At 63.7% G+C, this 19004-nt stretch carries 17 protein-coding genes; 14 read left to right on the forward strand and 3 right to left on the reverse strand.

Going from position 1 to position 19004, the window contains the following annotated elements; translation table 11 throughout:
* The 10 genes from lpxB to M52SOB_RS04810 are packed head-to-tail and all read left to right on the forward strand — an operon-like array spanning position 1 to position 12878.
* Positions 1–1221 (forward strand): lipid-A-disaccharide synthase, encoded by a 1221-nt coding sequence (gene lpxB / locus M52SOB_RS04765; protein WP_131110810.1) that lies wholly within the window; start codon positions 1–3, stop codon positions 1219–1221.
* Positions 1218–1781 (forward strand): ribonuclease HII, encoded by a 564-nt coding sequence (gene rnhB / locus M52SOB_RS04770; RefSeq protein ID WP_131110811.1) that lies wholly within the window; start codon positions 1218–1220, stop codon positions 1779–1781. Before lpxB ends, rnhB begins: the two co-directional genes overlap by 4 nt.
* Complete coding sequence (locus M52SOB_RS04775; RefSeq protein WP_131110812.1) at positions 1778–2614, forward strand: TrmH family RNA methyltransferase; 837 nt, start codon at positions 1778–1780, stop codon at positions 2612–2614. The genes rnhB and M52SOB_RS04775 overlap by 4 nt, the downstream gene beginning before the upstream one ends.
* The gene (locus tag M52SOB_RS04780; protein ID WP_131110813.1) at positions 2611–5259 is read left to right on the forward strand and encodes a PAS domain S-box protein; all 2649 of its coding nucleotides are present in this window, start codon (positions 2611–2613) and stop codon (positions 5257–5259) included. Before M52SOB_RS04775 ends, M52SOB_RS04780 begins: the two co-directional genes overlap by 4 nt.
* Positions 5256–6083, forward strand: coding sequence for a PhnD/SsuA/transferrin family substrate-binding protein (locus M52SOB_RS04785; RefSeq protein WP_131110814.1), 828 nt, complete (start codon positions 5256–5258; stop codon positions 6081–6083). Before M52SOB_RS04780 ends, M52SOB_RS04785 begins: the two co-directional genes overlap by 4 nt.
* Entirely contained in the window at positions 6083–8668 is a 2586-nt protein-coding gene (locus M52SOB_RS04790) for an ATP-binding protein (protein ID WP_131110815.1), read from the forward strand. The genes M52SOB_RS04785 and M52SOB_RS04790 overlap by 1 nt, the downstream gene beginning before the upstream one ends.
* Positions 8669–8673: 5 nt before the next feature.
* The gene (locus tag M52SOB_RS04795) at positions 8674–9717 is read left to right on the forward strand and encodes an HD-GYP domain-containing protein (protein WP_131110816.1); all 1044 of its coding nucleotides are present in this window, start codon (positions 8674–8676) and stop codon (positions 9715–9717) included.
* Positions 9714–11585: a diguanylate cyclase gene (locus M52SOB_RS04800; protein WP_131110817.1), complete on the forward strand. Its 1872-nt coding sequence runs from the start codon at positions 9714–9716 to the stop codon at positions 11583–11585. Before M52SOB_RS04795 ends, M52SOB_RS04800 begins: the two co-directional genes overlap by 4 nt.
* On the forward strand, positions 11585–12025 hold the full coding sequence (locus M52SOB_RS04805; protein ID WP_131110818.1) for an NfeD family protein: 441 nt from the start codon (positions 11585–11587) through the stop codon (positions 12023–12025). Before M52SOB_RS04800 ends, M52SOB_RS04805 begins: the two co-directional genes overlap by 1 nt.
* 7 nt (positions 12026–12032) lie before the next feature.
* Positions 12033–12878 carry an SPFH domain-containing protein gene (locus M52SOB_RS04810; protein ID WP_431306347.1) on the forward strand — a complete coding sequence of 282 codons (846 nt, stop codon included), beginning with the start codon at positions 12033–12035 and terminating at the stop codon, positions 12876–12878.
* Here M52SOB_RS04810 and M52SOB_RS04815 read toward each other — a convergent pair whose 3' ends face one another.
* Together M52SOB_RS04815 and smpB are read right to left on the reverse strand one after the other, a co-directional pair.
* The gene (locus M52SOB_RS04815; protein ID WP_131110820.1) at positions 12879–14063 is read right to left on the reverse strand and encodes a multidrug effflux MFS transporter; all 1185 of its coding nucleotides are present in this window, start codon (positions 14061–14063) and stop codon (positions 12879–12881) included.
* Positions 14060–14506, reverse strand: a complete 447-nt coding sequence (gene smpB, locus M52SOB_RS04820; RefSeq protein WP_131110821.1) for an SsrA-binding protein SmpB — start codon at positions 14504–14506, stop codon at positions 14060–14062. The genes M52SOB_RS04815 and smpB overlap by 4 nt, the downstream gene beginning before the upstream one ends.
* A 59-nt stretch (positions 14507–14565) precedes the next feature.
* Here smpB and M52SOB_RS04825 point away from each other — a divergent pair, with 59 nt between their 5' ends.
* Positions 14566–14997 (forward strand): type II toxin-antitoxin system RatA family toxin, encoded by a 432-nt coding sequence (locus M52SOB_RS04825; RefSeq protein ID WP_131110822.1) that lies wholly within the window; start codon positions 14566–14568, stop codon positions 14995–14997.
* Positions 14990–15316 (forward strand): RnfH family protein, encoded by a 327-nt coding sequence (locus M52SOB_RS04830; protein ID WP_131110823.1) that lies wholly within the window; start codon positions 14990–14992, stop codon positions 15314–15316. Before M52SOB_RS04825 ends, M52SOB_RS04830 begins: the two co-directional genes overlap by 8 nt.
* A gap of 4 nt (positions 15317–15320) precedes the next feature.
* On the opposite strand, the gene M52SOB_RS04835 is transcribed toward M52SOB_RS04830, so the two are convergent.
* Positions 15321–15794 carry a DUF4124 domain-containing protein gene (locus tag M52SOB_RS04835; RefSeq protein ID WP_131110824.1) on the reverse strand — a complete coding sequence of 158 codons (474 nt, stop codon included), beginning with the start codon at positions 15792–15794 and terminating at the stop codon, positions 15321–15323.
* Positions 15795–15898: 104 nt separating this feature from the next.
* On the opposite strand from M52SOB_RS04835, the gene guaB reads away from it, so the two are divergent.
* Together guaB and guaA are read left to right on the forward strand one after the other, a co-directional pair.
* A complete protein-coding gene (guaB, locus tag M52SOB_RS04840; RefSeq protein WP_131110825.1) occupies positions 15899–17359 on the forward strand; it encodes an IMP dehydrogenase in 1461 nt (486 codons plus the stop codon).
* 58 nt (positions 17360–17417) lie between these two features.
* Complete coding sequence (gene guaA / locus M52SOB_RS04845; RefSeq protein ID WP_131110826.1) at positions 17418–18983, forward strand: glutamine-hydrolyzing GMP synthase; 1566 nt, start codon at positions 17418–17420, stop codon at positions 18981–18983.
* Positions 18984–19004 lie beyond the last annotated feature (21 nt).

Below are 19004 nucleotides of genomic sequence, written 5' to 3' on the forward strand. Positions count from 1 at the left end.
ATGACGCGTATTGCCCTGGTGGCAGGCGAGGCGTCGGGCGACCTGCTGGCCGCACACTTGATCGAAGCGCTCAAGTGCCGTCTTGCCAACGCCGAGTTCTACGGCATCGGTGGGCCGAAGATGCTGCGCGCGGGCTTCGATGCCTGGTGGCCGGCGGAAAGCCTGGCAGTGCGCGGCTATGCCGAAGTTCTGAAGCACTATCGCAGGATTGCCGGGATACGCAGGGCGCTGCTCAAGCGTCTGCTCGCCGATCCCCCCGACGTCTTCATCGGCGTCGATGCGCCGGATTTCAACCTGTGGCTCGAAACTCGGCTCAAGCGCGCCGGCATTCCCACCGTGCACTATGTGAGCCCGTCGGTCTGGGCCTGGCGCGGCGGACGCATCCACAAGATCGCCCGCGCCTGCCACCGCCTGCTGGCGTTGTTTCCCTTCGAGCCGCCGCTTTATGAAAAAGTCGGTCTGCTGGTCGATTACGTCGGCCACCCGCTCGCCGACGTGCTGCCGCTCGAATCGCAGCGCAAGCAGGCACGCGAGCGGCTCGCTTTGAATGGCCGCGGGCCAGTGATCGCATTGCTGCCCGGCAGCCGCCAGTCGGAGGTCGCCTATCACGCGGATCTCTTCATCCGCACCGCGCGCCTACTGCGCGAGCGGTTTCCCGATGCGGTATTTCTGGTGCCGCTGGTGTCGCGCGAGACACGCACGTCGTTCGAAGAAACGCTCTGGAGGCTCGGTGGCCAGGACTGGCTGATCAACGAGGCGCCGGTGCACCCCGGTTTCGAGATCACCCACATCGAGCTCGATGCGGCACCGCCCGTCGCCGGCTGCATGAAGCTGTTGTTCGGCCATGGGCAGGATGCGCTCGCAGCCTGCGATGGCGCACTGGTGGCGAGCGGCACGGCGACGCTCGAAGCGGCGCTCGTCAAGGCGCCGCATGTCATCACCTATCGCATGTCCGAGTGGTCGTGGCGCATCATGAAACGGATGGGCTATTTGCCATGGGTGGGTTTGCCCAACATCCTCGCCGGCCGTTTCGTCGTCCCGGAATTCCTGCAGTACGAAGCGACGGCGGAGAACCTCGCCCAGGCGCTCGGCAATCTCGTCCAGGATGAGGAGGTCAAAAAACGTCTGACCCGCTGCTTTACCGAGATGCACCGGCAGTTGCGTCAAAACACCGCCGAGAAGGCGGCCGCGGCGATCCTGTCGCTGCTCGGACAAGCATGATCTGCGGCGTCGATGAGGCGGGCAGAGGACCCTTGGCCGGGCCGGTGGTCGCCGCGGCGGTGATCCTCGATCCAACTCGCCCCATCGTCGGTCTGGCCGACTCGAAGAAGCTGTCATCCGCCAAGCGCGAAAGACTCGCCGATGAGATCCGCGCCAAGGCCATCGCCTGGAGCGTGGCCGAGGCGACGGTCGAGGAAATCGACATGATCAACATCCTGCAGGCGACGCTGCTGGCGATGCAGCGCGCCGTGGCGGGGCTGGCCGTGCGTCCTGAAGAGGCGTGGATCGACGGCAACCGTTGCCCGCAACTGGAGATGCCGGCACGCGCCATCGTCGGCGGCGATGCGACGGTGGCGGCGATTTCCGCCGCTTCGATCCTCGCCAAGACGGCGCGCGACGCCATCATGCTCGACTTGCACGCATGCCATCCGCAATATGGCTTCGACCGGCACATGGGCTATGGCACGCCGGAGCATCTCGCGGCGCTCGCCGCGCACGGCCCCTGTGATGCACATCGCAAGAGCTTTGCGCCGGTGCGCCAACTGATACTGTTCGCATGAAGACGATCACCTCACGTGACAACCCGACGTTCAAGGCTCTGCGCGATCTCGCAGGCGACGCGCGGCGGCAGAAGCGTGAAGGCCGCGCACTGCTGGAAGGTCCTCATCTGCTTGCCGCGGCGCTCGATCATGGCGTGGTTCCCGAGCTCGTCGCCGTGGCGGAAGAAGCCGTCGATCATCCCGAGATCGCCGCCCTACTGGCGCGCCTTCCCGGTGTGCCGGTGCTTTGTCTGCGCAGCACACTGTTTCGGGAGGTGAGCGAATTGAAGACGCCGGTCGGCATCCTGGCGCGCATTGCCGTGCCGAACGTGACCAAGGCTAAGGATGCCGTCTCATCAGCGCCGACTTTGGCTCCGGCGGGTGATTGTCTGCTGCTCGATGCGGTACAGGATGCCGGCAACGTCGGCACGCTGCTGCGCACTGCGGCGGCGGCCGGTGTGCGCGACGTGCTGCTCGGCCCGGGCTGCGCCGGTGCGTGGACGCAGCGCGTGCTGCGCGCTGCGCAGGGCGCGCATTTTTCGCTCGCCATCCACGAAAATGTCGATCTCGCCGCTTTCGTACAAAGCTTTTCCGGCCAATCGCTGGCCACCGTTGCGCATGGCGGCGAGTCGTTGTATGCGCTCGATTTCTCTCGACCGACTGCATGGCTGTTTGGCAATGAGGGAGCAGGGCTCTCCCCCAGCCTCGTGGCCATGGCCGCAAAGCGCGTGACGATTCCGCTCGCCGCGGACTGCGAATCGCTCAACGTCGCCGCGGCCGCCGCGGTCTGCCTCTTTGAAATGCGCCGGCAGCGCTTGATCAGGCATAATCCTGGCGGAGAGAGCACGATATGATGCAAAACCTCGAAGGCTTTTTCGCCGGGTCTGCTGCGCTCAAGACGTTGCTGGCCACGCTCGATAGCCATGCCATCGTCTCGGCGACCGATGTCAAAGGCGACATCGTCTATGTCAATGACCGGTTTTGCGAAGTCGCCGGCTATGTGCGTGAGGAACTGATCGGCCGCAACCACCGGATCCTCAAATCGGGTCTGCATCCGGACGCGCTCTACCGTGAGATGTGGCGCACCATTGCCGGTGGCGACATCTGGCAGGGCGAGGTTTGCAACCGCAAAAAGAACGGCGAGTTTTATTGGGTGCAGGCGAGCATCGCGCCGATCATCGATCCGGCAACGGGCAAACCGCGCGGCTACATCTCGATCCGCACCGAAATCACGCGCCAAAAACAGGCCGAGATCGCCGCCAAACAGTCGGAAACCTATCTGCGCGCCATTCTCGATTGTCTTGGCGAGGGCGTCTATACGCTCGATCGCCAGGGCCGTTGCGTATTCATCAACGCCGAAGGCGCGCGCCTGTTGGGTTATGCTGCCGAAGAGCTGATCGGCAAACCTCTGCACGAGGCCATCCACCACCACCGCCCCGACGGACGGCCCTTGCCGGCAGCCGAATGCCCGATCCATCTGGCGATGCAGCAGCGGCGCATCTACCGTTCCGAAGCAGAGGTTTTCTTCTGCAAGGATGGCGCTCCCCTGCCGGTCAAGGTCACCGGCGCGCCTTTGCCGCAGGATGGGCCTTTCGGCGGCTCGGTGGCTGTGTTTTCGGATCGCCGCATTGCGGTCGAGACCGAGCGCCGGCTCAACGAGGCGAAAGAAGCCGCCGAGCGTGCCGCGCGGCTCAAATCCGAATTCCTCGCCGTGATGAGCCACGAAATCCGCACGCCGTTGAATGGCGTGATCGGCATGGCCGATTTGCTGCTCGACACCCACCTCGACGCCGAACAGACCGGCTTTGCCAAAACGATCAAGCTCTCGGCCGATCATCTGTTGCAGCTGATCGACGACATCCTCGATTACTCGAAGCTCGAAGCCGGCGCGGTGGAGCTCGAACGTGCGCCGGTGGCGCTTGCCACGCTCATCGATGGCTGTCTCGAGCTCGTCGCGCCGCGGCTGGCCGGCAAGCCAGTGATGGCCTACGCGCATCTCGCGCCGGATGCGCCGCGCGGCATTTGGGGCGATTCGGCGCGCTTGCGGCAGATTCTCGTCAATCTGCTCGGCAATGCGGCCAAATTCACCGAGCAAGGCGAAATCGAGCTGGCGGCGCGTCGGCGTGAGGAAGGGAAGATCGAGTTCGTGGTGCGCGATACCGGCATCGGTATTGCGCCCGAGGCGCTCTCCCGTTTGTTCCAGCCGTTTTCCCAGGCCGAAGCCGCGACGACACGGCGCTTTGGCGGCACTGGGCTGGGATTGGCGATTTCGCAACGCCTGGCCCGGCTGATGGGGGGCGAGATCACCGTCGAAAGTCTCCCCGGCCAGGGATCGACCTTCAGGCTCATTCTGCCTTATGAGGAAGCGGCGATCGAGTTGCCCGATGCGCCCTCGCTGGCCGGTCGTCGCGTGCTGCTGGTGGGCGGCACGCCGGAACACAGGGCGCTGTGGCGCGAGCTGCTCGCCTCGTGGCGTGTTATCGCCGAGGAGGATCGGTCTTTCGAGACCTTCCGCGCCGGTGGCGGTGATGCCGTGTTGCTGCTCGATGCGAAAGAGGCGGTAGACCATCGAGCGGTTTTCGCCGGCATGCCGGCTTTCGTTTTCCTGTCACCGGCTCAGATCGATCAGCGCAAGTCTTTGCAAGAGGCTGGGCTGATACCGATATTGGCGCCCTTGACGCAATCGAAAGTGCTGGATGCGTTCGTCGCCGCCTTCGCAGCCGCGCAAACCGAACAACCTCAAGGGACTGTGGCGGCTACCCAGCCGATGCCATTTTCCGGTCGGCGCATCCTGCTGGCCGAGGACAATGCCGTCAATCAGCGCGTCGCCAGCGCGATGCTGCAAAAATTGGGCTGTTCCGTCACCATTGCCGGCAATGGTCGGGAAGCCATCGAGCGTTGGAGCGCCGAAGCCTATGACCTCGTGTTGATGGACTGCCAGATGCCGGAGCTCGACGGCTTTGCCGCCACTGGCGAGATTCGTCGGCTTGAGCGGGATACGGGACGCCATACGATCATCATCGCGATGACCGCCAATGCGCTCGAAGGCGACCGCGAGAAGTGTCTTGCCGCCGGCATGGACGATTACCTTTCCAAGCCGGTTACCCGCGCCAGGCTCGAAGAGGTCTTGCAACGCTGGCTCGTCCCGGCGGCGACCCCGGTCGTTGCCGAGACGCAGGTCATCGATCCCGACCGCCTTGCCGCGGCGACGGGCGATGATGCCGAGCTGGCGCGCGAGATTCTCGCCATCTTCGCCGATGGCTTGCCGGAGCTCCTCGCCCGCATCGAAGCCGCAGCCCGACAAGACGATTTCTCCCGGCTTGCCGCCGTGGCGCATGAGCTCAAGGGCTCTGCCGGCAATGTCGGCGCCTTGCCGCTTTCCCAGGCGGCGACGGCGATCGAGGCGGCGGCAAAACAGGGACGGCAAGATGCTCGAGCCATGAAGCGCCTGGTAGCCAGCGGCGAAGAATTTCTCGTCTGGTGGAGGAAGCAGTCATGAAGCGTGCGTTGATCATCCTGGCCGTGCTCTTTTTGGCCGCCGGCGTGCGCGCCGAGGAATGGCGTTTCGCGCCGCTACCGATGGAAAACCCGGAGACCGTGGTGGCGGCCTGGAAGCCGCTTCTGGACTATCTGGCCGAAAAGCTTGGCGTGACGATCCGCATCGACTATTCGACCAGCTATGCCGAGCTGCTCGACAAGTTCGCCGCCGGTAAACTCGATCTCGCCTACCTCGGCCCCTTGCCCTATGTCGAGCTGAAAAAAAGGCTTGGCGCAGCCGAGCCGCTGGTGCATTTCAAGGAAAAGAACGGCGAGAGCTTCTACACTTGCGCCTTGGTGACGAACGCCGACAGCGGATTGCGGATCGAGCGGCTCGTCGGCAAGAAGATCGCACTCACCCAGCCTTTGTCCACCTGCGGTTATCTGGCGACCGATGGCATGTTGCGTGAAAAGGGCAGCAGCCTGGATAAGAACCGCTATCGCTACCTCGACAAACACGATGCCGTGGCCTTGGCGGTCTCGCGCGGCGAATACGACGCCGGTGGCGTGAAGACCGCGATCGCGCGCAAATATGCGCATCTCGGCGTGGTCGTGTTGGCCGAATCGCGTCCCTTTCCGGGCTTTGCGCTCGTCGCTCACACCGGGCGCATCGATCCGGCGCGCCGCGCGCAGCTTGTGAAGCTCCTCAGCGAAGTCGACCCCGTCATCCGTCAGTCATGGGGCGAGCCAATCCGCCATGGCGCCATCGCCGCGCGGGATGGCGATTATGATGCCGTGCGCCGCTACTTGCCTGCGCAGCCGATTCCCGAACGGGGTAATTTCTGATGCGCAAGCTCTGGCTGCATCCCTGGCCCTGGTTGACGTTCGCTGCGCTGTTGTGGACGTTGCTGGCGCTCTGGATCGCCCATGAAAAAGAAGAAATGCGCACGCAGGAATTTCGCCGCGAACTCGACGTGGTGTCGACCGCATACCGCGCGGCGATCGAACAGCACCGGCTGATGGCCGAGACGCTGTTCTCCACACAGATGCGCGGGTCCGATGTCATCGAGGCGATCGAAAAGGGGCTTGCCGCGAAAGATGAAATGGAGGCGGCGCGCTGGCGGGGGCGGCTGTATCGGCTGCTGGCGCCTACCTATGATCGCCTCGTCCAGCAAGGCGTGCGTCAGATGCAGGTTTTTACCCCGGAGGGCGTGAGCTTCCTGCGGCTACATCAACCCGACAAGTTTGGTGATTCGCTGCTCGAGGTGCGCCCCTCGGTGCGCCTCGTCACCCGGGAATGGCGGCCGGTCGCCGGATTCGAGGTCGGGCGGCTGGTGTCCGGTTTCCGCTTCGTGTTCCCGCTCGAAAACGCGGGCAAGCCGATCGCCGCCGCCGAGATCAGCCTGGGTTTCCGTACGTTGCGCAATGCGCTCGAACGCATCTCGCCGCAGCACGAATATGCGTTGATCCTGGAAAAAAATGCCGCCAGCGGTGTGCTCTGGCAGGAGCGCAAAGGCTTGTATGGCCCTGCCGAGCTCTCGCCGGATTACCTGATCGAGGATCCCAAGCTCGAACTGCCCGATTCCGCGCCGCGCTCCGCCACCCAGCACGCGCTCGACGAGAAACTGGCGAAGCTCGATCTCATCAAGCGTGGCCTGGCCAGTCACGAGCCTTTCGCCGCCGCGGTGTCTCATGACGAGGGCTGGTGGGTCGCTTCCTTCGTGCCGATCAAGGATGTTGCGGGCCAGCATGCCGGCTATCTCGTGGGTTACGCGCCGGTCGATTCGCTCGCGGCGATCGAGCGCGACTGGGATTTCTATTCGGCGGGCGCAGCGCTGGCGTTGCTGCTCCTGGCGCTGGCGGCCTGGCGCGCCCATGCTGCCCGAGCGCGTCTGGCGGCCGAACGCGAAGAATTGGCGACGATCACCTCCACGATGGGCGATGCGCTCTATCTTTCCGATCAGGAGGGCATCGTGCGCTTCATCAATCCGGCCTTCGTCGAACTGCTCGGCTGGCCGCCTGAACAGGTCATTGGTCAGCGCGGCCATTGTCTTTTCCATCAGCCGCCCGATGCGCGCTGTGAAGCCGAACTCTGCGAGATTCTGAAAACGGTGGCTGCCGGCAGGCGCTATGCCGGCGAGGAGGCGTTCTACCGCGCCGATGGCACGGCCTTGCCGGTCGAGGTGGTGGCGGCGCCGATTCTTGCCCATGGACGCTATGCCGGATCGGTGACGGTGTTCCGTGATGTCACACAACGCCGCGAGACCGAGCGGGTCTTGCGGGAAGCCAAGGAGGCGGCCGAAGCCGCGGCGCGCGCCAAGTCGGAATTCCTCGCCAACATGAGCCATGAGATCCGCACGCCGATGAACGGCGTCATCGGCATGGCCGAGCTTCTGCTCGACACCCCGCTTTCAGCCGAGCAGCGCGAGCAGGCGCAAACCATCCGTGATTCGGCCGCAAGCCTCCTCGGCATCCTCAATGACATCCTGGACCTTTCGAAAATCGAGGCGGGCGGATTTGCGCTGCATCGCGAAAGCTTTTCACCGGCCGAGCTCATTGGCGGCATCGCCCGCATGTTCGCGCCGCTGGCGGAAAAGAAGGGCGTCCGGCTCATCACTCAGTCCGAGGCGGGCCTGCCCTCATCGCTTCTCGGCGATGCGCTGCGCATCCGGCAGGTGTTCGTCAATCTGGTTGGCAACGCGCTCAAATTCACCGAACACGGCGAGGTCTCCGTCCGGCTGGCCTGGCGCGACGGCCGACTGCGCGGCGAGGTGATCGATACCGGCATCGGCATCCCGAATGAGGTGTTGCCGCGCCTGTTTCAGCCCTTCGCGCAGGCCGATGCCTCGACGACGCGCCGCTTCGGTGGCACCGGTTTGGGCTTGGCGTTGTGCAAGCGTCTCGTCGAGCTGATGGACGGCGAGATCGGCGTGGAGAGTTGCGCCGGCGAAGGTTCCACGTTCTGGTTCGAGATTCCTTGTCCGCTTGCCGCGGAGCCGGCCGCGCTCGACCATGAGCCTGCGCCGCCTGTGGCGCAGCGGCAGGGCAGAGTGCTGCTTGCCGAAGACAACGCCGTCAATCGGCGCATTGCCGAAGCGATGCTCGGCAAGCTGGGGCATGCGGTCACCAGCGTCGCCGATGGCCGCGCGGCAGTGGAGGCCTGGCAAAATGGCCATTTCGATCTTGTGCTGATGGATTGCATGATGCCCGAGATGGATGGTTATCAGGCCGCGCGCGAGATTCGCCGGCTGGAGGCCGAACGTGGCGGACATACGCCGATCGTCGCCTTGACCGCCAGTGTGCTGGAAGCCGACCGTGAGCGCTGTTTCGCCGCCGGCATGGATGATTTCCTGCCCAAGCCGGTGACGCGGGCGGCGCTCGAAGACAAGCTCTCCCGCTGGCTGACCGAGGCGAGCAGAAATGAGGAGTAAAACGCATGGCCCTGATTCTCGCCGTCGATGACAACGCCACCAATCTCGCGCTGCTGGAGGCGCTGTTGGCGAAGATTCCGGAGGTCGAGACCCTCGCCCTCGATGATCCGGCCTTGGCGCTCGAGTGGTGCCGCGAAAACCAGCCGACGCTGATCCTGCTCGACTACATGATGCCGGTCATCGATGGCCTCGAATTCATGCGTCGCTTGAAGACGCTGCCAGGGCGGCAGGAGACGCCGGTGATCATGATCACCGCCGATCTCGAGCGCGAGGTGCGTTACCAGGCGCTCGAGCTGGGCGCGCGCGATTTCCTCAACAAGCCGATCGACCGCGCCGAGCTCACTTCGCGCATCAGGAATCAGCTGGCGCTGATCGACGCACAAAAAAAACTGGCCGACCGCGCCGCCTGGCTGGCCGAAGAAGTGGCCAAGGCGACCGCCGACATCCTCGCACGCGAAAAAGAGGCTATCCTGCGCTTATCCCGCGCGGCCGAATACCGCGATCCGGAAACCGGCGCGCATCTATTACGCATGTCCAACTATTCGCGGCTCATCGCCTCCCGCCTGGGGCTTTCATCGGCCGAACAGGAGCTGCTCCTCGAAGCGAGCCCCATGCACGACATCGGCAAGGTCGGCATTCCCGATGCGATCCTGCTCAAACCGGGCCGGCTGGATGATGCCGAGTTTTTGATCATGAAACGCCATGCCGAGATCGGCTACGAGATTCTGCGTGATTCGCCTTCGCCGCTCATTCAGGCGGCGGCGCAGATCGCCTGGACGCACCATGAAAAATACGATGGCACGGGGTATCCGCGGGGGCTCGCTGGCGAGGCGATCCCGCTCCATGGTCGCATCGTCGCCGTGGCCGATGTCTTCGATGCGCTGACTTCCGAGCGTCCCTACAAGCGCGCTTGGCCGCTCGACAAGGCGCGCGCCTTCCTCGAAGAACAGACGGGCAGGCATTTCGACCCCGCTTGTGTCACCGCTTTCCTGGCCGCCTGGGATGATGCGCTGGCGATTCATGCCCGTTATCAGGAGACGACACTTTGATCGACCCGCTCAAATTCGCCGAACTGAAGGCCAGCGGCCGCTTGCCGAGTCCGTCGCGCTCCGCATTGCAGTTGGTCGAGCTACTCAAGCGGGAGGATGTGACCCTGCCGGAAGTCTGCCGTCTGATTCAAACCGATCCGGCGCTCATCGGTCGCTTGTTGAAACTCGCCAATTCGGCGGCTTATGCGCGTCCACGGCCGGCAGCGGCAGTCACGCCCGATGTCTTGATGCTGCTCGGTCTGCCTGCAGTGCGCAATCTCATGTTGGTTTTTTCGCTGATCGATGGCCAACGTTCTGGCGCCAGCCGACTCTTTTCGTATGGCGCTTTCTGGTCGCGCGCGCTGGCCGAGGCCTGCGCGGCGCAAAGCATCGGTGCCCAACTGCGCGTGGCGCCGGCAGCGGAGATGTTCACGCTCGGACTGATCGCGGACATCGGCCGTCTCGCCTTGGCAGCGCTGATGCCTGAGGTCTATGACGAAATCCTCGATGCGCTGGGGCAAGGAGCCGATGCCGCGCGCCTGGCGGAAATGGAGCGCGAACGCTTTGGTTTCGATCACGCCGAGCTTGCCGCTGCACTTGCACTGGATTGGGGTTTGCCGAAACTGTTCGCCGAAGCCATCGCAGGACATGCCCTGCCTGAGTCTGGCGAGCCTGCAGCGGATGGCCGCCTGGCCCGGCTGACGGCAGCGCTCTCGCTCGCCCATCGACTGGCGGACACCTTCTTGCTCGAAGACGAAAAGCGTCGTGACGCGGTATTGGCGCTGCGATTGCGCGCCGACCAGCTCGGTTTGCACGATTGGCTCACGCTGGCCGACAGCACGCTCGCCGCTTGGCGGGAATGGGGCGAATTCCTGGCCATCGAGACGCATGCGCTGGTGCCGTTCTCCCACCTCGTCGCCTTGCCGGCCGTGAAAGCGGAGAGTCTGCGTGTGCTGGTGGTCGATGACGATGCCGCGACACGCCGGCTGGTGTCCGCCGTGCTGGCCAAGGCGGGTTTCACGGTGCGCGAGGCGGGAGATGGCGAGGAAGGCGTGACACTCGCGCGCGGCTGGTTGCCCGAGATCGTCGTCACCGATATCCTGATGCCGGGCAAAAGCGGGCTGGAACTGATCCAGGAGCTGCGCGCCAGCGAGGAAGGTCGTTACGTCTATATCATCGTGGTCACGGTGCTCGATGCCGTCGACAAGCTCGTCGAAGCTTTTGCCCGTGGCGCCGACGACTATGTGGTCAAGCCGCTCGATGCGCGGGTGCTGCTGGCGCGCATGCAGGCGGGCGTACGCACGATCAAGCTGCGGCAGGAGCTCGTCGAGCGCAATCTGGCGCTCACCGAAGCATTGCGCCGCGCCGAGGAAGCCGCGCTGACCGATTCCCTGACCGGCTTGCCGAACCGTCGCTATGCGATGCAGCGGCTCACGCAGGAATGCGCAGCCGCCGAGCGCAGCGATGCGCTACTGTCGCTGTTGCTGATCGATCTCGATCATTTCAAGACCATCAACGATCGTTTCGGCCATGACGCCGGGGATGCGGTGCTCGTCGAGGTGGGGCGGCGCTTGCGTGAGACGGGGCGTGTTGGCGATATCGTCTGTCGTTTCGGCGGCGAAGAGTTTCTGGTGATCGCTGTCGACACTGGTCAGGATGCGGCCATGCGTCTGGCCGAGCGGCTGCGTCTTGCCATCTCGCAGAGTTCCCTTCCTTTGCCGCAGGGAGAAACGACGCTGACGATTTCCGTCGGCGTCGCCGAGAAACAAGCGGTCGCGTGTGACAGCATCGATGCGCTGGTCAAGGCCGCCGACGAAGCCCTCTATGCGGCGAAAGCGGCCGGGCGCAACCGGGTCGTCATCGCCCAGTCTGCGAAGGGAGGCGCGTGATGGAACTCCTTTGGTGGCATTGGGCGGTCGGCGGCATCGTCCTGATCGTCGCGGAATTGGTCGTGCCCTCGTTCGTATTGATCTGGTTCGGTGCGGGGGCGCTCGTCGTCGCGCTGGCCGTGGCGCTGTCCGATCTGACACTCACCGCACAGCTCGGGCTGTGGCTGATCGTCTCGCTGGTGCTGGTGGCGGCCTGGTTCAAGGTGTTCAAGCCCAATATGCACAAAACGCGGATCGGCATGGCCGACGCGGGTGTCATCGGCGAGGTGGGCGTGCTGGTGCATGATGTCGCGCCGTTCCGCAAGGGCAAGGTGCGCTTCCAGAAACCGATCCTCGGCGACGATCTGTGGACTTGCATCGCCGACGAGGAAATCAAGAGCGGCGAGCGTGTGCGTGTCGTCGCCGTCGAGGGCAGTTTGCTGAAAGTCGGGAGGATGTGAGATGGACATGATGATTTTCGTCGTCGCGCTGCTGGTTTTCGCCGGCATCACGCTCGCCAAGGGCATCCGTATCGTGCCGCAGGGCGAGGAGTGGATCGTCGAGCGGCTCGGCAAGTATCACGGCACCTTGCATCCGGGGCTGAACATCATCATCCCCTATCTGGATCAGGTGCGCTACAAGCTCGTCACCAAGGACATCATCCTCGACGTGCAGGAGCAGGAGGTGATCACGCGCGACAATGCGGTGATCGTCACCAATGCGATCGCCTTCATCAAGGTCACCGATCCGATCAAGGCAGTGTATGGCGTCACCGATTTCGCCGAGGCGATCCGCAACATGATCATGACCACGTTGCGCTCGATCATCGGTGAGATGAACCTCGACGAGGCGCTCTCCAACCGCGACAAGATCAAGGCGCGCCTCAGGGAGAGCATCGCCGACGAGGCGATCGACTGGGGCCTGACGGTCAAATCCGTCGAGATCCAGGACATCAAGCCCAGTCCCTCGATGCAGAAGGCGATGGAGATGCAGGCCGCCGCCGAGCGCGAGCGGAAAGCGATGGTGACGAAATCCGAGGGCGAAAAGCAGTCGATGATCCTGCAGGCCGAGGCGCGTCTCGAATCGGCGCGCCGCGACGCCGAGGCGCAGGTGACGCTGGCCGAAGCTTCCGCCGAGGCGATCAAGCGTGTCTCCCAGGCGATCGGCGAGAACGAAGGGCCGATGCGTTACATGCTCGGCGAAAAATACATCATGGCGATGACGAAGCTCGCCGGTTCGGACAACGCCAAGACGATCCTGATCCCTGGCGACCTGCAGGAGACGATCCGCGCCGTGCTCGGCCGCAAAGGCTGATCAGGCGCTCGCCAGCCGCTGCCGCCGCATTGCCCAGGCGCTGGCGAAGAGCATGACGCCCAGCGTCGCCGAAGTGAGCGCGAGCGGTTTGATCGTGCCATCGTGGCTCACGCCGACCCAGGTGCCGGTGAGTAGTGCGGCGAGCATGGTGAAAAAGCCCAAGAGTCCGGCCGCCGCGCCGGCCTCGCGCGGGAAGGGCGCCACCGCGCCCGATTGCGCGCAAGGGAAGTTGATGCCATGCGCGCCCATCGTCAGGAATTGGCACAGCAGCACCACCCACCAGTGGTGCACGCCAGCGAGCGCCACTGCCGCGAACAGCAGTCCCGAGAACAGCGACAACGAAACTCCGACCGACAGCGTGCGTGCCAGCCCCAGCCGCGCCAGCAGACGGCGGCAGACGATGGTGCCGGCGAGATAGCCGCTGACACCGAAGGCGAAGCAGTAGCCGTAATACTCGGTTGGAACGCCCAGGACGTCGATCAGCACGAACGACGAACCCGAGATGAAGACGAAGATCGCCGCATAGGAGAGTGCGCCCGGCAGCATCCAGGCCCAGAAAAAATCGGCGCTGGCGATACGGCAGTAGGTCGAGAGCAACGGGCCGATACGTGTCGCCTGGGGATTGGGGAGCGCATTCGTTTCACGCAACAGCCACCAGGTCGTCCCCAGCAAGACGAAGCAGAAGAGAGCGTGGAAAACGAATGCCGCGCGCCAGCCAAAGCCTACTTGCAGGTAGCTGCCCAATACCGGGCCGATGAGCGGGGCGAGCGCCAGGAGGGAGCTCGCCTTGGCGAGCATACGCGCACCATCGGCAGGCGCGTAGGCATCGCGCACCAGCGCACGGGCGACGACGACTGCCGTGCAACAGCCGATCGCCTGTACGAAACGCATCGCGACGAGCAGCGATAGCGTCGGCGCCAGGGCACAGGCGATGCTGGCCGCGATATAGAGGCCCTGCCCCCCGAGCAGCACCGGCCGGCGGCCGAAGCGGTCGGAGAGCGGCCCGCTGATCAATTGTGCGACGCCGAAGCCGATCACGAATAGCGATAGCGTTTGCTGCACCGCCGCCGGCGTGACGCCGAAGTCGGTGGCCAGATGCGGCAGCGAGGCGAGGTAGAGGTCGGTCGACAGCGGCTGCAGCATCAGGCTGCCACTGATCAGCCAGAGGATGGTGGTTGGACTCACAACTTCTCGCGCATCAGACGCGCCTTCTCGCGTTGCCAGTCGCGCTGTTTCTCGCTCTCGCGCTTGTCGTATTGCTTCTTGCCCTTGGCGAGCCCGATGGTGAGCTTGATGCGGCCCTTGCTGAAATGCAGGTCGAGCGGCACCAGCGCATAGCCCGCGCGTTCGACCTTGCCGATCAGCTTGGCGATCTCGCGTTCGTGCAACAGGAGCTTGCGCGTCCTGACCGGATCATGCTTGGTGTGGGTCGAGGCCGTGGACAGCGGGCTGATGTGGCAACCGAGCAGCCAGACTTCGCCGTTCTTGATGATCACGTAGGCTTCCTTGAGCTGCACGCGGCCGGCGCGGATCGCCTTCACCTCCCAGCCTTCCAGCACCAGGCCGGCCTCGATGCGTTCCTCGATGAAGTAATCGTGGAAGGCTTTCTTGTTCTCGACGATGCTCATGAACGAAGGGTATTGGCGCTGCGGAGGTAGAATCCTCGCATTCTAGAACACCCTCCATCATGGCCGTCGTCGAGAAATCCGTTCTGATCATGCGCACGCCCGAACAGATGTTCGCGCTCGTCGATCATGTCGAGGATTACCCGCAGTTCCTGCCCTGGTGCGGCGGCGTCGAGGTGCTGGAACGCACGAACGACAAGACCGCGGCGCGCATCCACATCCACTATCGCGGCATCCGCACGCACTTCGCCACCGAAAACAGCAAGACGCCGCCGCATCTGATGCGACTGGCGTTCCGCGAAGGCCCGTTCCGCCGCCTCGATGGCAGCTGGCGCTTCACGAAACTGGGGGAGCAGGGTTGCAAGGTGGAGTTCCACCTGAACTACGAGTTTTCCAACAAACTGCTCGAGAAGGCGCTGGGGCCGGTGTTCGGCCACATCGTCAATACCTTCGTCGATTCTTTCGTCAAACGCGCCCAGCAAATCCATGGCTGACACGATCAAGATCGAAGTGGTCTATGCACTGCCGACCCGGCAAGAGGTGGTTCCCTTGACCCTGCCGGCCGGCTCGACGTTGCAGCAGGCGCTCGAGGCTTCCGGGCTACTCGCCAAATATCCGGAAATCGATCTGGCCAAAGGCAAGTTCGGCATCTACAGCAAGCTCTCCAAGCTGGACACGGTACTGCGCGACCGCGACCGGGTGGAAATCTACCGGCCGCTGATCGCCGATCCGAAGGAGGTCAGAAAGCAGCGCGCCGCCGAAGGCAAGGTGATGAAGAAAGGTAGCGGCGCGGCGGAAGCCGACGCGGAATGACCCATCAATTCGTCTTTGGCGGCGAACACCAATCGGCGACAGACTTGCGGGCGCGGGCGAGTTCCTCCTCGCGCAATTGACCGTCCAAGGCGACCCGTTCCCCTTGGGCGTTGAGCATGAAGCGCATCTGGCCGGATTCGAGCGCGGCCAGCGTGTTCTTCGCGCGCTGGCAGTTTTCCTCCCGGATCTTTGCCTGTGCAGGGTCTTCCGGCGCTGGTTTGCTGTCTCCCCCGGCCTGCTTTTCGCGCTGGCTGAATTGCCGCTCGGCAGCCGCCTTGCGCGCCGCCTCGACATCCTCGGTGGCGCTCGGTGCCTTGGGGAGTTGGCGCACCTGGGTCTGGCGCTCCGCTGGCGGACGGTCACCATAATGGATCTTTCCTTGGGCGTCTTTCCAGGAATAGACCTGTGCCGTGGCTGCAAACGGCAACAGCAAGAGCAGGGCGAGGCTGGCTTGGCGCTGGGTAAGGATCGGACGCATCGAGGTTTCTCGCGGAGGTGAATGGGTTGTTGGACAGATTGCGCCGGAATTGCCGGGGTCCGGTTGCCCCCGTATAATACTTTTTTGGATACAAGGATAACAGCATGCGACTCATCAAGAAGGCCCTGACCTTCGACGACGTTCTCCTGATTCCCGCCCATTCGGCGATCCTCCCCCGCGACGTCTCCCTCGCCACCCAGCTCACGCGCAAGATCCGCCTCAACCTGCCGCTGGTCTCGGCGGCGATGGACACCGTGACCGAGTCGCGCCTGGCGATCGCCTTGGCCCAGGAAGGCGGCATTGGCATCATTCACAAGAATCTCGAACCGGCCACCCAGGCCGCCGAAGTGGCGAAGGTCAAACGTTACGAATCCGGCATCCTCAAGGATCCGATCACCATTCCGCCGACGATGACCGTGCGCGAGGTGCTCGATCTCACGCGTATCCACAAGATATCCGGTCTGCCGGTGGTCGAAAACGGCAAGGTCGTCGGCATCGTCACCAACCGCGATCTGCGTTTCGAAACGCGGTATGACGAACCCATCGGCCACATCATGACGCCGCGCGAGCGCCTCGTCACCGTCAAGGAGGGCGCAACCCTCGAAGAGGGCAAGGCGTTGATGCACAAACACCGCCTCGAACGCGTGCTGGTGATCAACGATGCCTGGGAACTGCGCGGCCTAATGACCGTCAAGGACATCCAGAAGGCCTCGGATTATCCCAACGCCGCCCGGGACGAGCATGGGCGGCTGCGCGTCGGCGCCGCAGTGGGTGTTGGGGCCGGCACCGAGGAGCGCGTCGCGCTGCTCGTCGAGGCGGGTGTCGATGTGATCGTCGTCGATACCGCTCATGGCCACTCGCAAGGCGTCTTGAATCGCGTCGAGTGGGTAAAGAAGCACTATCCGCAGGTCGAGGTGATCGGCGGCAACATCGCTACCGGCGATGCTGCGCGGGCGCTCGCCGATCATGGCGCCGATGCGGTCAAGGTGGGCATCGGCCCTGGTTCGATCTGCACCACGCGCATCGTCGCCGGCGTCGGCGTGCCGCAGATCACCGCGGTCGACAACGTCGCCACGGCACTGGCCAACACGGGCATCCCGCTGATCGCCGATGGCGGCATCCGCTATTCCGGTGACATCGCCAAGGCGATCGCCGCCGGCGCACATGCGGTGATGCTCGGTGGCCTGTTCGCCGGCACCGAGGAAGCGCCGGGTGAGACGGTGCTCTATCAGGGCCGTTCCTACAAGTCCTACCGCGGCATGGGGTCCTTGGGTGCGATGCAGAAGGGCTCTTCGGATCGCTACTTCCAAGAAAACGAAGCGAACGTCGAGAAGCTCGTGCCCGAAGGTATCGAAGGGCGCGTGCCCTACAAGGGGCCGGTCACCGCCGTGATCCACCAGCTGATGGGGGGCTTACGCTCGTCGATGGGCTATCTCGGCTGCGCGACCATCGCCGAGATGCATGCGTGCGCGGAATTCGTCGAAATCACCTCGGCCGGCGTGCGCGAATCGCATGTGCATGACGTGCAGATCACCAAGGAAGCACCCAACTACCACGTCGAATGAGCCTGTTCAATGCTCCAAGGGCGGCCCAGGCCGCCCTTTTCGTTTGCGAGGTCAAACCATGTCCCACCAGAAAATCCTCATCCTCGATTTCGGTTCCCAGGTCACCCAGCTGATCGCCCGCCGCGTGCGCGAGCAGCAGGTGTATTGCGAGCTGCATCCGTTCGACGTCAGCGAAGAGTTCATCCGTGCCTTCCAACCCGCCGGCATCATCCTCTCGGGCGGACCGAATTCGGTCTATGAAGCGGAAAACTGGCGTGCGCCGCAAATCGTCTTCGAGCTCGGGGTGCCGGTGCTGGGCATTTGCTACGGCATGCAAACGATGGCTCAGCAGCTCGGCGGCAAAGTCGAAAGCTCCGGCAAGCGCGAGTTCGGCTATGCCGAAATTCGTGCCCGCGGCCACTCGAGGTTGTTCGACGGCATCCAGGACCGCACCAATGCCGAAGGTCATGGCCTGCTCGAAGTCTGGATGTCGCATGGCGACAAGGTGACCGAACTGCCGCCGGGCTTCAAGGTGATCGGCAGCAACGAGGCGACGCCGATTGCGGCGATGGCCGATGAAGAACGGCGCTTCTATGGCGTGCAGTTCCATCCCGAGGTGACGCACACCTTGAAAGGCCGCGAGATTCTCGCCCGTTTCGTGCGCGACATCTGTGGCTGCCGCGGCGACTGGAACATGCCGGGCTATGTCGATGAGGCCATCGCACGGATTCGCGCCCAAGTCGGCCAGGACGAAGTGATCCTCGGCCTTTCCGGCGGGGTCGATTCCTCGGTAGTCGCGGCGCTCTTGCACAAGGCGATCGGTGCGCAGCTCACCTGCGTCTTCGTCGATAACGGGCTATTGCGTCTGAATGAAGCCGAGCAGGTGATGCAGACCTTTGCGCGCAACCTCGGCGTCAAGGTGATCCATGTCGATGCCAGCGAGCAGTTCATGCGGCATCTCAAAGGGGTGACCGATCCCGAACAAAAACGCAAGATCATCGGCCGCGAATTCGTCGAGGTGTTTCAGGCCGAAGCGAAGAGATTGCCGAATGCGAAGTGGCTGGCGCAGGGCACCATCTACCCGGATGTCATCGAGTCCGCCGGCGGCAAGACCAAGAAGGCTCACACCATCAAGAGCCACCACAACGTCGGCGGCTTGCCTGAAACCCTGAATCTGAAGCTGCTCGAACCTCTACGGGAACTGTTCAAGGACGAAGTGCGCGAACTTGGGCTAGCGCTGGGACTGCCCCATGAGATGGTCTATCGCCATCCGTTCCCGGGGCCGGGCCTTGGCGTGCGCATCCTCGGCGAGGTGAAGAAGGAATACGCCGATTTGTTGCGCCAGGCCGATGCGATCTTCATCGACGAACTGCGTGCCGCCGAGTGGTATGAGAAGGTCAGCCAGGCCTTTGCGGTGTTCCTGCCGGTCAAAAGCGTCGGTGTGATGGGCGATGGCCGCGTCTATGACTATGTCGTTGCATTGCGCGCCGTCGAAACCACCGACTTCATGACCGCGCGCTGGGCCGAACTGCCGCATGAGCTGCTGGCGCGTGTCTCCAACCGCATCGTCAATGAAATCCGCGGCATCTCGCGCGTCGTCTATGACATCACCGGCAAGCCGCCGGGAACGATCGAGTGGGAATGAGCGAAGTGTCAGTCAGCGGAT

The organism is Sulfuricystis thermophila (assembly GCF_004323595.1).
Classification (GTDB): domain Bacteria; phylum Pseudomonadota; class Gammaproteobacteria; order Burkholderiales; family Rhodocyclaceae; genus Sulfuricystis; species Sulfuricystis thermophila.

Coding starts and splice junctions, on each gene's coding strand:
- lpxB (WP_131110810.1), top strand. CDS start 1: ATGACGCGTATTGCCCTGGTGGCAGGCGAGGCGTCGGGCGACCTGCTG.
- rnhB (WP_131110811.1), top strand. CDS start 1,218: ATGATCTGCGGCGTCGATGAGGCGGGCAGAGGACCCTTGGCCGGGCCG.
- M52SOB_RS04775 (WP_131110812.1), top strand. CDS start 1,778: ATGAAGACGATCACCTCACGTGACAACCCGACGTTCAAGGCTCTGCGC.
- M52SOB_RS04780 (WP_131110813.1), top strand. CDS start 2,611: ATGATGCAAAACCTCGAAGGCTTTTTCGCCGGGTCTGCTGCGCTCAAG.
- M52SOB_RS04785 (WP_131110814.1), top strand. CDS start 5,256: ATGAAGCGTGCGTTGATCATCCTGGCCGTGCTCTTTTTGGCCGCCGGC.
- M52SOB_RS04790 (WP_131110815.1), top strand. CDS start 6,083: ATGCGCAAGCTCTGGCTGCATCCCTGGCCCTGGTTGACGTTCGCTGCG.
- M52SOB_RS04795 (WP_131110816.1), top strand. CDS start 8,674: ATGGCCCTGATTCTCGCCGTCGATGACAACGCCACCAATCTCGCGCTG.
- M52SOB_RS04805 (WP_131110818.1), top strand. CDS start 11,585: ATGGAACTCCTTTGGTGGCATTGGGCGGTCGGCGGCATCGTCCTGATC.
- M52SOB_RS04810 (WP_431306347.1), top strand. CDS start 12,033: ATGATGATTTTCGTCGTCGCGCTGCTGGTTTTCGCCGGCATCACGCTC.
- smpB (WP_131110821.1), bottom strand. CDS start 14,506: ATGAGCATCGTCGAGAACAAGAAAGCCTTCCACGATTACTTCATCGAG.
- M52SOB_RS04825 (WP_131110822.1), top strand. CDS start 14,566: ATGGCCGTCGTCGAGAAATCCGTTCTGATCATGCGCACGCCCGAACAG.
- M52SOB_RS04830 (WP_131110823.1), top strand. CDS start 14,990: ATGGCTGACACGATCAAGATCGAAGTGGTCTATGCACTGCCGACCCGG.
- M52SOB_RS04835 (WP_131110824.1), bottom strand. CDS start 15,794: ATGCGTCCGATCCTTACCCAGCGCCAAGCCAGCCTCGCCCTGCTCTTG.
- guaB (WP_131110825.1), top strand. CDS start 15,899: ATGCGACTCATCAAGAAGGCCCTGACCTTCGACGACGTTCTCCTGATT.
- guaA (WP_131110826.1), top strand. CDS start 17,418: ATGTCCCACCAGAAAATCCTCATCCTCGATTTCGGTTCCCAGGTCACC.